The sequence below is a fragment of the Flavobacterium xizangense genome, assembly GCF_054075145.1.
On sequence record NZ_JBSIPG010000011.1, the window covers coordinates 39,781 to 53,678 of the forward strand.

The following is a 13,898-nucleotide window of genomic DNA, read 5'->3' on the forward strand; positions in this document are numbered from 1 at the left end:
ATGGAAACCAAAACTTTAAGGCTCATTCTTGGAGATCAGTTAAATGGCAATCATTCCTGGTTTGAAACGATAGACAATTCAATAACCTATGTGATGATGGAAATCCGCACTGAAACCGACTATGCCTTGCACCACATACAAAAAATAACAGGATTTTTTGCGGCAATGCGCCAGTTTTCCAACTTCCTGAAATCCAAAAAACACCATTGTATTTATCTGGAAATAAACGATAAAGACAATTTACAGTCTCTTGAGGCCAATCTATCCCTTATAATAGAGAGGCATCATTTCACAAAATTCGAATACCTTCTGCCCGATGAATATCGTTTGGATGCAGTATTACAAAAATTCACATCCCAGCTTGCTATTACTTCTAAAGTGTATGATACCGAGCATTTTTTCAGTACCCGTAATGAACTGGGAAAATTCTTTGAAGGCAAAAAGACTTTTTTGATGGAAAGCTTTTATCGTGCCATGCGAAAGAAACATCGTATACTAATGTCAGCAGACAACCCACTGACAGGCCAATGGAATTATGATCAGGAGAACAGAAAGAAACTGCCTAAAAATCATAAACCCGCTGCTCCTTTAGTTTTTAATAACGATGTTTCCCATATTGTGGATGCCATTTTACAGAACGATATTAAAACTATCGGATCGATTGATAAAACAAATTTTATCTGGCCTATAAACAGAGAACAATCCCTTGAACTCCTTGATCATTTTACGGCTGAATGCCTGCCTTTATTCGGTTCTTATCAGGATGCTATGGCCCCAAATGAGTGGTCCTTATACCACTCCAGATTATCCTTTTCGTTAAACACAAAAATGATTTCTCCGGCTGAAGTCATACAAACCGCAATTGCGAAATGGGAGAAAAATCATGAAATTATTGCTTATAATCAATTGGAAGGTTTTGTACGCCAGATTATCGGATGGCGGGAATACATGCGGGGTATTTACTGGCTCAAGATGCCAGAATATGCAACATTGAATTTTTTCGGCCATAAGGAAAAATTACCTGAATGGTTCTGGACAGGAAAAACCAAAATGAACTGTCTTAAATATACCATATCGCAGTCCCTGACATTTGCTTATGCGCACCATATCCAGCGTTTGATGATCACAGGAAATTTTGCCCTTTTGGCCGGAAGCGATCCTGATGAAGTCGACAACTGGTATCTTGGCATATATATCGACGCTCTGGATTGGGTTGAAATAACCAACACACGTGGGATGAGCCAGTTTGCAGATGGAGGAATTGTCGGCACAAAACCTTACGTAAGTTCGGCTTCTTATATTGAAAAAATGAGCCATTACTGCAGTAGCTGTTTCTATAATAAATCCGAAAAAACGGGGGAAAAAGCGTGTCCTTTTAATAGCCTATATTGGAATTTTTATGATAAGCATGAAGAGAAGCTGGCACAAAATCCAAGAATTGGAATGATGTATAAAGTATGGCATAAAATGAAATCCGAAGATAAAACTGCAATATTGAAACAGGCTGATCATTATTTAAAAAATATAAACAGATTATGAAAACAGCAATAATTTGGTTTAAAACAGATTTACGGATAACGGATAATGAGGCATTATTAAAAGCAGCTTTACAAAATGACGCTGTTATTCCTGTTTATTGTTTTGACGATTCACATTTTGCAGTAACCACTTATGGATTCAGAAAAACAGGAGATATCAGAGCCCAATTTCTTATGGAATCCTTAATTGATCTGGATACTAATTTAAGAGCATTAGGATCAGGATTGCTTGTTTTGAAAGGAAAGCCTGAAATTGAAATCCCAAAAGCAGTGAAACACTACAAAGCTCTTAAAGTATATGCCAAAAGGGAAGTTGCTTTTGAAGAAAAGCGTACTGAAAATTTAGTTCAGTCGGAGCTTTGGAAGCTTCGATGTGAATTTTTAACCTTTAGTACCAGCACTTTGTATCATGCAGAGGACCTGCCTTTTTCAATAAAAAATATACCGGATATATTTACTGATTTCAGAAAAAAAACGGAAAAAGATGCTACAGTAAGAATGGCATTTAATAAACCCGAAAATATAAAGTCGCCTGAAATTCCTAAACTTGATCTGCCAAATCTACAGCAAATTGGTTTGAATGAAATAAGCTTGGATTCAAGGGCTGCTATTAAGTTTATTGGAGGAGAATCTCAGGCCTTAAAAAGAGTGGATTATTATTTTTTTGGATCCCATTTAATCTCAACCTACAAAGAGACCCGAAACGGAATGACAGGTCCTGATTATTCTTCCAAATTTTCTCCCTGGCTTGCCTTGGGATGTATTTCTCCAAGGTTCATTTACCAGGAACTTAAAAGATACGAATCCGTGAATACTGCAAATGAATCAACTTATTGGCTGGTATTTGAATTGCTTTGGCGCGATTACTTTAGATTTATGATGAAGAAATATCCTAACCGTTTTTTTTACAAGAACGGACTTAAAAATAGCGATTCTTCAGCTACGAAAATAGATTTTCAGAAGCTCCACAACTGGATTGAAGGAAAAACAGGTGTCGATTTTATCGATGCCAACATGATTGAACTCAAATTGACGGGCTTTATGAGTAATCGTGGCCGGCAAAATGCAGCAAGCTATCTGTGTAACGATTTGGCAATAAACTGGCGCTATGGTGCAGCTTACTTCGAACAACAACTGATAGATTATGATGTCTGCAGCAACTGGGGGAATTGGGCTTATTTGGCCGGTGTTGGAAATGACCCAAGAGGTAGTCGTTACTTCAATATCGAAAAACAGGCAATAGATTACGATAAAGATAAAAGCTTTAGAAATTTATGGCTAAAGGATCAGTAATTATCTTTTTTTTCAAAAGGCTTTTTTATTACTTGCAGCTTTTCAGATCTGTTTCACTAAAACATAATTTGATGGCTGTTATGCAGTATTGTAATATTAAAGAAAAAAATCATTTAAAAATAAGCCCTGCCCTACTTATCCTTTTTTTGTCAGGATCTGTCGCATCTGTCAGAATAAAATATAAGTTTTTAAATGATTTAAAAGTTAAACTGCCAATTTACAGAATGATTTAAACATAGTTGTACCATGTCCAATCATCTGATTCTTTCTCAGCATATGGACAACTTCAATTCCGCTCAATGTTCGTCTGGCCGATTCAAAGCTTTTAAAGCCTAACCCATTTTGTATCCTCCATTTTATAAATCGATGATCCTGCTCTACAATATTGTTGAGATATTTACATTGCCGGATTTTAATCTTTGAGAATGAACGTTTGTTATAGACTTTGATCGCTGCGGTATTAGAACCGCTTTTATCAATGTTCATTACTTTTGGCCGGCAATTATTACTAATTGCTTTAATTAGAAAAGACTGAGCACTCCTTCTCTGTCTTTTTCTGGTCAAAAGAAAGTCAACCGTATTACCTAATTTATCTACTGCTCGAATGCTATCAAAGTTTTATTTAAAGTCCAAGATTAAAAAATAAAATTAAAGTAAAATACTGTTATTTTAAGGACATTACGGATTTCCGTACTCTTTTTATAATTACTTTTTTTACTTTAGGTCTTTTATTTATAGTAAAAAACTTATTTTATTAGGTTATTCTTTTTGCTGCTGAAATAAATATTAAAACTTTACTAATAAACTTAAACTTTAAATATGAAGAAGAAAATTACAAATTTATCAGTACTTCTATTAATGTTATTCGTCGCCATTTTATCTGTGAAATGTGCCAGTGAAGAGCAAGTAGGAAACAATGGTACAGCTCAAAATGCTAAAGTCGATAATGCAAATAAATGGTTCACAAATTATGAATCAAGCAGTGAAAATTATTCTTTATTTCAAAACTTGGATTATGATTGGAACGAGGCAAAAATTACAGCTTCAGAAGACGGAACAGAAACAATTATTGTTCCCATCAATGAAGCGAAAAGTGACTCACGCGATTTTTGGGAACAAAGATTGTATATTTACAAAACAGGGAAAGAAGATTACAAGGCTCTAGTTTACGAAATTTATACAAATAAATATGTTGAAGAAAAAAGCAAGTCATTCGAAGGAGGCAGTTTTACGGGATTTGTAAGTGTTTGGGATTTAAAAAATGGTTTTGTCAGAGCAGCGAGTTTTGAAAACAATAAAGTCGTAGAAACTGGAACTGTTGAAGTCGTAGACTACTCGAAAAGAAAGGCAACAAACAAAGCCCCAATTGAAGCTCCTTGTGTATACAGCGATTGGGGTGATGGCGGATGTGGTGGCAAAAGTAATGGAGGGACCGACACAACAGTAAATGGTGGCGCATTAAGAGATGTTGTTGTAACTGCTCCAAGTAATGGGAGTACTGTTGTATATTTTGGACCACGTTCACCTGTAATTGGTGGCGGTGATGCAGGTGGCTATACTTCTCCAAATGGTGGTGGAGCAAATACAGGAGGTGGTATAACAGCACCAACCACTACACAAATTATTGATGCACTTACTGGGAAAGCAAAATGTATAAATGCTTTACTGAATAGTAATGGAGATACTTTTATGCAAAAATTATTATCTAAATTCGCAGGGAAATCTGAATTTGATATTCAAATTAGTTCCCAAGATAAAGTTTATAATCCAATAACAAATGCCGAACTTAATGGATTGACGACTTATCCAGGAACTGGCAAACTGATAGATATCAAAATTAGTACAAATAGAATAGACAAATATGCAGGTTTGGAAGGGGCACGCATAATAATGCACGAATATATACACGCAGATATGATAAGAAAATTAAGATCTGTTACAGATATTAACAGTATAGATGTTAAAGATTTTAAGCAGGTATATGAAAAATATGGAGAAAACTTTCATAGTGCTATGGGAATTTTATATGTTGAAAGTATGCGTGACGTTTTAAAAGAATTTCATAAAAACATCTTTCCAGACGATTATCAAAATTATATTAATTATTATGGAGTTCCTCCAAGCGATGATTTTTATGAAGCTTTGGCGTGGGGTGGTTTACAAGAAGAGAATGTAAAAGCATGGCAAGAATTAACCCCTGAAAAAAAAGCTTCTATAACATCTCTTGCACAGCGTGTAACTCAGTTTACAAAAGCTGTTCCTTGCACGCAATAAATCTTAAAACTAAAAATTATGAAGATACATTTATATCTATTGATAACTTTTTTATTTGGAAGTAATCTACAAGCACAAGAAAAGACAAAGGATACGCTCTTTTTTAAGTTTGACAAATCTTACATCAAAGAATCTGAATCTGATTTAATCTTTTTTTTGAAAGACACTGATAGCAGAGAAATGTTTTATTTTAAAGGGGCTGAAGTTCTAAATGACTTGAAGCCCAAAAAAATTCTTTGTCTCAAAGAAACAATAAGACAGCCTAAATTCTATGATAAATCGAACGTGCAAAAATTAAAAAACAATCAACTTTTGAATTATTTTAGTGACAAAATTACCTATTTGGTTAAGGAGAAAAATGGGAAAAAAGAATTTATTAGAATAGAGCCAATACTTGCTATTGCAGATTAATACAATAAACTTAATACGCAATACAAAACAAAGAAGTTGTCTTTTTAGAGATTACCTCTTTGTTTTATTTATCAATCATAATGTTTTGAATAATTTAAGTTTGCTAACTTCATCAAACAACTTAATCCACTCATCAATCCACAGTTAATTTTGCGGTCACTCGTTGAATCGATTTATTATTATCGGTGCTAATCAATAACAATTCGCTCTTACGTATAACAATCCTTCCAAATCCTTCATAATATTTGTAGAATTGTATATTAGTTTATTGTCATGTACAATTTTAGTTTTTATAATTTTTACATCAAACCCCAACAGGACATCTAAACCAAATTTACAAAACCAATGGAAGACAGAACCTACATATAGTAAGCCAATTTCTTCAAATCATCTAAAAATGATGTTGTAATTTGTCCCGACGAGGGCACTCTTAAAGAAACGTTAAAACATTAGTTTTAGCGTTTTTTTTATGCCTTGTTCACATAATTTAACCCACTTTAACTTATAAAAACAAACGGTTTGTAAATCCAGTTAAGTTAACTTTACAGTGTACAAACCATCTTTAAAACTCTGTAAACATTGACATTATAAAAAATCATTACTTTCATCTTAACATTAATTTAAGTTTATGGAAATTGAAGAAGAAAAATATAGAGGAAAAATTACAGCTAATAAAGCTCAAAAAATGCTTAGCGATGAAGGAAAGAATATTACTCTGAAAGAAGCAGAAGAGATTTTAGAATTTCTACAAAAAATCGCATATGTTCAAGTAAGAAAATTACTAAACGAAAAAGATGAAGATACCTAATCCCTAAATTGGACTTGATTCTTTTTTTTGCAATAAAAAGTTAACGAAAGAAACAATATAAACAGAGTATTAATTTGAATTGTGTGCAGAATCGGTGCATTAGTTCAAAACACTGGATAAAAGAAATTTACAAGCTTTAGTTTGAATCATTACTAAAAAAGATCCTATATATCTTCGTTCTAAATCACTACGTTCTTTCTTTACATACTCGAATAGTACAAATTAAAAAACAGCCAATTCGACCAAAAGTTAATTTCACTCCCAGATAGTAACATTCAAGCCTTACATCAAATACGGATCATACAGGGAACATAAGAGATACAAAAATAGTAAAGCAGTAGACAAGGAAGCATTATTTCATTGCAATCATTTACCCAAGTAAATCAATTAATTGCTTGTTATTCTAACGAAGTTAAAAATTGATGTATTTCTTAAAGGACATGAAAGAGAAACACCTTGGTCAAAATTGCAACTTGCCTATTTTGCAGGATATGCAATGTGGACCTATTTCAATACACCTTTCATTTTTACAAACTCAAATTATAAAGTTAAAGAATTGGAGCCATGGGAAGAAAATGGAAAAACATTCAGAAGGTTACAAGTCGAATTTCCATCTGAGATAGCCACGCACAATCCAATCCAAACATTTTATATTAACAAAGAAGGACTTATAGCAAGACATGACTACAATGCTGAGATTTTAGGAAATTCTTCAGCTGCTCATTACCTATCTGATAGAAGTTCAAGGTATTAAAATTGCTACCAAAAGAAAGCTATACATAAGATTGGAAGATAATACACCACTCTTACCTGAGCCTGTTCTAGTTTCAATTAACTTAAGTGAAATAAATTTAAAATAAAAAATTATAATTCAGGTGCAATGATTATTTCGTGGATTAAAAATCAAACCAGCATTAGTAAATTAGGAAACAGAAGGTAAAATTAAAGCTTACTGATTCTGTAGCAATAGAAAGAGATATGTCATTGAACTATTAAAAATCCAAATTAAAAGATAGCGTAGTGCTATCTTTTTTTTTGGAGTTGCCTTCTCATTTACCATAAATACTAAGGTACTCGGTCTTTAAAAAACAACAAACTGGACTTCAAAAAGTTATTCACAAAAATTAACAGTTTTATTTTTATGGCAAAATCTTGGCACAAACTTTTTTTAACAATTAAAATTCCAGTAAAATCAAGGTCTGCGAATTTAGGTTCGAAACTTTTTCTAGACTATTTTTCCTTCCAATTAGAGCTATGATAAGATTATAATTTTGCAGATTTTAGATTAATTCCCTACACACCTCTTCAATCAAATGCTAAATTGCTGACTATAATAATTCAAATCATCCTAAATCAATCAATAAAAAAGAAGGCATTGCAAAAATTATTATTCTGAAGTGAAACAATATTAGATGTTGGGAAATTAATAGATGCTGGCTGGAGCATAAAATCAACTTTTCTTTTAAAATGCAATTTCAAAACCTTGACAATTTCATCTTTAGTTTTATAGCATTCTACTATTAAAAGACTTTTAAATTCTTGTAAAAAAGAAACACTATTAGATAATCGTTTATTAAAAAAACAAACTACAACATTAGTGCCTTTTTTATCCAATTTCAAACAATTGATCAGTTCATACTTATCGTAAACAACAAAAATAGAACAATCAAATTCCTCATTTTGAGCTTCCTTTTCAGTTTTGCAAAAAAAAGATTCTTCAAAAAAATCAAATTCACCTATAAAATTTCTCTTAAACGCTTTAAGAAAAAAACCTTTACTATCCTTCAATAAAATCCTTTGCTTTTCCATATTAATTTTCTTTAGATACATTTAAAAATACCTGATGAGAAACTAGTGATAGAAATTATTCCAAAACATAATTTATGAGCAAAAACCAGATACTTTGAATTTCAATGCAAATATAATTATGAGCTTTACTATCAAACCGACAAAATAATACATAAAATAACAAGAATAAGCTTTGCAACCCATATTGCAATAATGCCAACAAACCTAATTGCAATTTTATATTGATTTTTTACAAAAAAGACCTAATTATCCTCAAAAATTGGTTTACGCAAAATAATGGAATGTTAATTGCCATTTGCATATAAATAAAGCATCAAGGAACTATTAGTTATTACTAATATATAGATAACCTGTTTTATTTTTAAAATTCCCATTAGATAATTTTAAATTGAGAACATAGAAGTAAGTTCCTGTTGGCAGCCCTTCGTTTTTATTTAGCGTAGCCCTTGCTTCCGATTTACCCCTAAACCAGTTTTCATTAGAACCATAATTAACAGTTTCAAATACTTTTATTCCATATCGATTGTATATTTCCAAAGAATTATCTGAGTATTTCTCTAATCCAGTAATATTTAAATAATCGTTTAATCCATCTCCGTTTGGAGACAATGCATTATAAACAACAACGTCATCAGCCGCTGGTGTTTTAACTTTTGCCAAAGTAAAAATACCAGACTTATCAATTGCTGCTGTAACAGTTTGATTTTGCAGATCAACGGCTGAAGGATAAAAATTCCATTTTGATTCAGTAACATTCCAACCTGCAATTGCAAGAGAGTATTCGGAATCTTCCTTGATAAGTTCTACAGGAGTCGTCATTGTGCTCCAAGTTAATGATAGAGCTACATCTACTTCGGATTGACTGCTTTCAAACTCCCAATATTCATTAGTATCTATTATAAAGATTAATTCGTTTTTATTTGCATGAGGATATAACTCATTTGAATTTTTAAATAAATATCTGCTATTAAATAAATTTTCAGTTAAATCAGTTTGATTTATCGCTGAGGGCCTAAAAAAACCTCCATCACCTACCGGAAATTCAAATTCATTGTTTCCTTTACGTCGCACAAGACCATCAACATAGCTGTCATCGTTTGCATTGGCAGGAATTGCATCTGGTTCAAATGCAATAGTTCCTCCTAATTTATTATTAGAAACTATCCCAAAACTGAAATCAGAAATACCATAAACGGTAATTGCTCCAGACAGTAAAAATGCAGGCTGAACCATTCTGTTTTCAAACTTAACGTTATTGAACTCGCTTATTTCTATGCCAGAAATTGTTTGAGCTGCAGAAGAACCTTTGAAATGTGTAAACCCAGAATTAAATGCTGGACTAAAAGTTACTAAACCGTCATTATTATAGTTGGCATAAACGATAAAATTCCCGTCATTAATGAAATCTCCTGTCATCTTATTATCAAAATTTGATACCGTAGAAAATTCTGTCCCAGGCAGAATCGCTAATTCTCCTATATTAACTGTTTGTGCGCTAAGTTTACCAATAAAAAATATTGATAGTATTAATTTTATATAAATTTTGGACATCTCTTATTATTTATAATGTTTCCTCAAAAACATAACAAATATGCATTTAAGTTATACTTTAGTTATAAAGACACCTCTTTTAGTAAGGATAAAAGAGGTATCTTTTGTTTACTTTCATCCCTTAATTTAAGGAATCAAATAGCCAGAATTAATATTTTCCTGTGCATATTGAATTGCCCATGCCATCGCATTAGCATAAAACATACTATTATATACTGTTCTACCGGAATCATATTTCTTAGGCAATGGGAGTCCTGTTGAGCTAACAAATGCTGGATAATATATTGTATAGTTATTATATGTTGTTGGTGAACCTGCGATAAATCCTGAATCCCCTACATACATATACCCCAAAGTATTATGTTTAAAAGTAAATACTCTGCTTGTATTTCCATCCTGGGTAGCTAAGGCTTTCACATTAGCTGATAGATTGGTTGCATAGTAAGAGTTGTTCACATCACTACCAAGGTTAAGTCCTTTGATATCTCCAAATGGTCCTTCTAAAAGGGGATCTGAAAAGTTTAAGACAGGATTTATATAAGATGTTCCTGTTCCAGAAACCGATATAGATGAGCCACAAATTGTATTAATTAAATTTGCTGTTGCGGAAGCATCGTTCTCTTGAGAATGAATAAGTACTCCTTTTTTATTTTTAACAAAATTATTTAAAATTGCAATTGAAGCAGCACTAGGTATATAGTTATACCCTATTACTATAATATCAATATTATTGTTATTAATTAAATTTTTTAATGTAGCCCCGTCACCATATCCTCCATCAATGATTGTTAAACCTTGTATTTGTACAGTACCTGTAGGGCCAAAGTTTGGTTTTGAAGCTAATATAGATCTGGAAGCATCTGATGCACCTGCCGAACCTGGCTGATAAACTCCACCGCCAAGTCCTAAAACTTTCATAGTACGGAAAACAAATGATATGCTTTTGTTACAAGCACTACCGGCATTGGTACTATTGGAAGTAATGGCATAGGTAAAAGAACCTCCAGAGGTTGGTGTGCCATTAGCTGTCATTACAACATTCTGTGCCCCAGTTGTTGAAAATGTTCCTGTTGCAGAGAAACTGATCCCGTTTACAGTATTTGTATTTATAGAGTATGATCCCACATAGCTCACATTCACAGGGACGGTCATTGTATTTGCTCCAGTCATTGCAACTCCAGGCGCGTACGTCCCGCTTGTTGCAATTCCTGCACAATTTGTCGTATAGGATACCGGTTGTCCGGCAATAGCAACTTTAAGCGTACATGTTCCTGCCATCCCTGGAGTTCCTGAAACTATTAAATCTGTTGTTCCTCCTGAAACTGGTTTTCCTGATCCTAACAGTGTTATTGTTTGTTGTCCTAAAACAGATAAATTTATTAATCCTGAGGTAAATGAAATCCCGTTGGCGCTGGTAGTCGTAATTGTGGTTTGGCCTGTTGCTTTAACATTAACTGGCAATGTTATTGTATTGGCAGCAATTAAAGCCACATCTTGCATATAGTTACCATTTTGTTTAGCACCAGCACAATCGATTGTATACTCTACTGATGCTACATTTACTGGAATACCGCTACAAGAACCTGCTGCAACTGTTGAAGCATTAGATGAAAGATTAAAGGTATTTGGACCTGATGCTGTTGGTGTTCCAGTTGCTAATAATTCTACAGTTTGATTCCCCGTAGTTGTAAACGTACCAGTACCACTAAATGAATACCCATTTACAGTATTGGTTTTCATACTCCAAAAACCGATATTGGTAACATTTACACTTACTGTCAATTTATTTGAAGCAGTAAGCGGAATACCCATAAAATATGAACCCTCTGAGGCTATACTTGCACAAGATATGACAAAATCAACATCAGCATTTTCAACAAAAACATGTGGCACACATGAATGGTCTTTACCATTTAATGAAATAGTAACCTTATCGCCAATACTACCAGCTGCATGACCATTATTTGGTGTACCAACTCCCGGTAGATTTAAAACATAAGAACCTGCACTAGGAAAAGTGCCACTAGTATTAAAATAATATCCGTTAGTTGTTGTTGCCGACACTGTATAGGTACCCGGCTGTGTTACTGTAACGGGAATTGTCATATAGTTTGATAATGTTAAGGTTTCTCCCTGCTTAAAAGTTCCATTTACCTTTATAAGATTACACTGTGCATCAGAAATATTGAAAACTGCTGGTGGTGGAGTGCCACATATACTCAGCCATACACCCTGTACTTTACTCCAATAATCAAAACATCCCGTAGTTGTATTAAATACTAGTAAACCATCAGTTAAATTCACTGCCGATATTGCATCTCTTTGTGCTGTTGTCAGTCGAGAAGTTAACATTCCTTTATTAGTACTTTCCAATTCAAATAAAGCACCTGGCAATGCTTTATCTGCACCAGTACTCACAGTTCCATCTTTTATTTTTGTACTTTCTATTTGGGCAAAAAGAGAACCGAAACTCAGCACGCTGAATATCATTGCAAAAGCAATTTTTCGCATTTTATATATTTCTTTTTTCATTATTTTAAATTTAATATTAGAATAACGGTTATTGAAGTGAACAAATCATGAACCTCTTGATCCATATCTTACTCACTTCGTACTACCTTTCGTTTCTTAATTAAGTTTTTCTCCTATAATTTTTTCTAATTTCTGTAAACGATCATTCATTGCATCTGATGCATTTTTTAATTCGTTGATCATTTTGTCTTTTGCTTCAATTTCTTTACTTTGTTTTTCGTTAATATTATTTTGCTCAATAATGTGCAAATAAATTTCTTCCGTTTTTTCTAGTAACTGTATTGATAACGCCGACATATTAAATGAATACCCTTCTTTTGTTTTTTCTAATTCATTAATTGGGGTAATACCTGGAAGGTGTTTGTTCTTTTTGATATAATCCTCTATTTCCGATAACTGTTTAAATTTATAATCAGCCTTAATTTTGGAAAAACCTTCAAAATAATCTTCAAATACATAATCAGCGTAGTAAGTATTAACAGTGGTAATAGAACCATTTACTCTTAGCTTCTCATTAGGAGCATTTGATGGAGTTGTATAACCAATTCCAACCCATCCTTTTGTATAAATATTGTCTGTATTTAATGTAGCGCCTACATTGGTAACGGTACTAAACCAAGGCTCTTTTACAGCAGATGACAAATCAAGTGATTTTAACTGTTTATCTTCATCGGTGTAATCTAAAGTTCCATTTGCGGAGTTTACTTCTAATTTTGTTAATGTTTCTGAATCTCCAACTAAATCAACCAGTTTAAATTCTGAAGAATTTCCTTTTTCATCTTTATAAATCAAAGATTGATACGCTCCATCATAAACTAGAGAAGTTAATGTCTCTGTACCTTTAACTAATAATGATAAATCAATTGGATTAGGTGTGTTTGTTTCATCTGTATAGGTTAATGTATGTTTATCAAACACCTGTCCATTGCTATCTGTTTCTTGAGTTACAATATCAACCAAAGAAGTCAAAGTTTCTTTATTTTTAATAACATTGGTCAGCTCTGTTACAAAATTAGAACTGTTTACAATCGTTGAGGCATTGTTTACAACATCACCAACTACGTCTATAGTAGTAGGGGTTTTGTCCTCGCTTGTATATAAATAGGTTCCGTTATTATTATTGGCTAAAGTGGTAACTGTTTCTGAAGCTCCAACCAAATCAACAAGCTGAATCACTGTAGATGTACCATTCTCGCCATTATAAGTCAGTGTCTTAGCGCTCGGGTCATAAACCAAAGTAGTCTGCGTCTCTGCGTCACCCACAAGATCCAATAAATTGATTGTATTCTCAACAGCATTCTCATCAGTATACTTTAAAGTATTGCCTGCTTGATCGTAAACTAGCTTGGTTAGCGTTTCCTCATTTTTAATAACATTGGTCAGCTCTGTTACAAAATTAGAACTGTTTACAATCGTTGAGGCATTGTTTACAACATCACCAACTACGTCTATAGTAGTAGGGGTTTTGTCCTCGCTTGTATATAAATAGGTTCCGTTATTATTATTGGCTAAAGTGGTAACTGTTTCTGAAGCTCCAACCAAATCAACAAGCTGAATTACAGTAGGCGTACCATTCTCGCCATTATAAGTCAGTGTCTTAGCGCCCGGGTCGTAAACCAAGGTAGTCTGCGTCTCTGCGTCACCTACAAGATCCAATAAATTGATTGTATTCTCAACAGCAT

General features: G+C 33.2%; 10 protein-coding genes and 1 pseudogene. 6 read left to right on the forward strand and 5 right to left on the reverse strand.

Annotation, left to right across the window (positions count from 1 at the left end; all coding sequences use genetic code 11):
• Positions 1–1,539, forward strand: coding sequence for a cryptochrome/photolyase family protein (locus ACWA1B_RS18880; RefSeq protein ID WP_456909609.1), 1,539 nt, complete (start codon positions 1–3; stop codon positions 1,537–1,539).
• Positions 1,536–2,831, forward strand: a complete 1,296-nt coding sequence (locus tag ACWA1B_RS18885; protein WP_456909611.1) for a DASH family cryptochrome — start codon at positions 1,536–1,538, stop codon at positions 2,829–2,831. Before ACWA1B_RS18880 ends, ACWA1B_RS18885 begins: the two co-directional genes overlap by 4 nt.
• 204 nt (positions 2,832–3,035) lie before the next feature.
• Here the strand turns inward: ACWA1B_RS18885 and ACWA1B_RS18890 are convergent, their stop codons facing one another.
• Entirely contained in the window at positions 3,036–3,437 is a 402-nt protein-coding gene (locus tag ACWA1B_RS18890) for an IS6 family transposase (RefSeq protein ID WP_456909763.1), read from the reverse strand.
• A 213-nt stretch (positions 3,438–3,650) separates the two neighbouring features.
• Between ACWA1B_RS18890 and ACWA1B_RS18895 the strand changes: the two genes are divergently transcribed.
• The 4 genes from ACWA1B_RS18895 to ACWA1B_RS18910 all read left to right on the forward strand — a co-directional run bounded on the left by ACWA1B_RS18895 (position 3,651) and on the right by ACWA1B_RS18910 (position 7,078).
• Positions 3,651–5,105: a hypothetical protein gene (locus tag ACWA1B_RS18895; RefSeq protein ID WP_456909613.1), complete on the forward strand. Its 1,455-nt coding sequence runs from the start codon at positions 3,651–3,653 to the stop codon at positions 5,103–5,105.
• Positions 5,106–5,123: 18 nt separating this feature from the next.
• Positions 5,124–5,516, forward strand: coding sequence for a hypothetical protein (locus ACWA1B_RS18900; protein WP_456909615.1), 393 nt, complete (start codon positions 5,124–5,126; stop codon positions 5,514–5,516).
• A gap of 628 nt (positions 5,517–6,144) precedes the next feature.
• The gene (locus ACWA1B_RS18905; RefSeq protein WP_456909617.1) at positions 6,145–6,324 is read left to right on the forward strand and encodes a hypothetical protein; all 180 of its coding nucleotides are present in this window, start codon (positions 6,145–6,147) and stop codon (positions 6,322–6,324) included.
• A 391-nt stretch (positions 6,325–6,715) separates the two neighbouring features.
• Complete coding sequence (locus tag ACWA1B_RS18910; protein ID WP_456909619.1) at positions 6,716–7,078, forward strand: hypothetical protein; 363 nt, start codon at positions 6,716–6,718, stop codon at positions 7,076–7,078.
• 599 nt (positions 7,079–7,677) lie between these two features.
• Here ACWA1B_RS18910 and ACWA1B_RS18915 read toward each other — a convergent pair.
• The 4 genes and pseudogenes from ACWA1B_RS18915 to ACWA1B_RS18930 all read right to left on the reverse strand — a co-directional run.
• Positions 7,678–8,133, reverse strand: a complete 456-nt coding sequence (locus tag ACWA1B_RS18915) for a hypothetical protein (RefSeq protein ID WP_456909621.1) — start codon at positions 8,131–8,133, stop codon at positions 7,678–7,680.
• A 324-nt stretch (positions 8,134–8,457) separates the two neighbouring features.
• Entirely contained in the window at positions 8,458–9,684 is a 1,227-nt protein-coding gene (locus tag ACWA1B_RS18920; protein ID WP_456909623.1) for a gliding motility-associated C-terminal domain-containing protein, read from the reverse strand.
• Between the two features lie 126 nt (positions 9,685–9,810).
• Complete coding sequence (locus tag ACWA1B_RS18925; protein WP_456909625.1) at positions 9,811–12,216, reverse strand: hypothetical protein; 2,406 nt, start codon at positions 12,214–12,216, stop codon at positions 9,811–9,813.
• A 96-nt stretch (positions 12,217–12,312) separates the two neighbouring features.
• Positions 12,313–13,898, reverse strand: a pseudogene (locus ACWA1B_RS18930) (hypothetical protein); the annotation flags it as partial.

Excerpts from the sequence above, each read along its gene's own strand:
- ACWA1B_RS18880 (WP_456909609.1), top strand. The coding sequence starts at position 1 with ATGGAAACCAAAACTTTAAGGCTCATTCTTGGAGATCAGTTAAATGGC.
- ACWA1B_RS18885 (WP_456909611.1), top strand. The coding sequence starts at position 1,536 with ATGAAAACAGCAATAATTTGGTTTAAAACAGATTTACGGATAACGGAT.
- ACWA1B_RS18895 (WP_456909613.1), top strand. The coding sequence starts at position 3,651 with ATGAAGAAGAAAATTACAAATTTATCAGTACTTCTATTAATGTTATTC.
- ACWA1B_RS18900 (WP_456909615.1), top strand. The coding sequence starts at position 5,124 with ATGAAGATACATTTATATCTATTGATAACTTTTTTATTTGGAAGTAAT.
- ACWA1B_RS18905 (WP_456909617.1), top strand. The coding sequence starts at position 6,145 with ATGGAAATTGAAGAAGAAAAATATAGAGGAAAAATTACAGCTAATAAA.
- ACWA1B_RS18915 (WP_456909621.1), bottom strand. The coding sequence starts at position 8,133 with ATGGAAAAGCAAAGGATTTTATTGAAGGATAGTAAAGGTTTTTTTCTT.
- ACWA1B_RS18920 (WP_456909623.1), bottom strand. The coding sequence starts at position 9,684 with ATGTCCAAAATTTATATAAAATTAATACTATCAATATTTTTTATTGGT.
- ACWA1B_RS18925 (WP_456909625.1), bottom strand. The coding sequence starts at position 12,216 with ATGAAAAAAGAAATATATAAAATGCGAAAAATTGCTTTTGCAATGATA.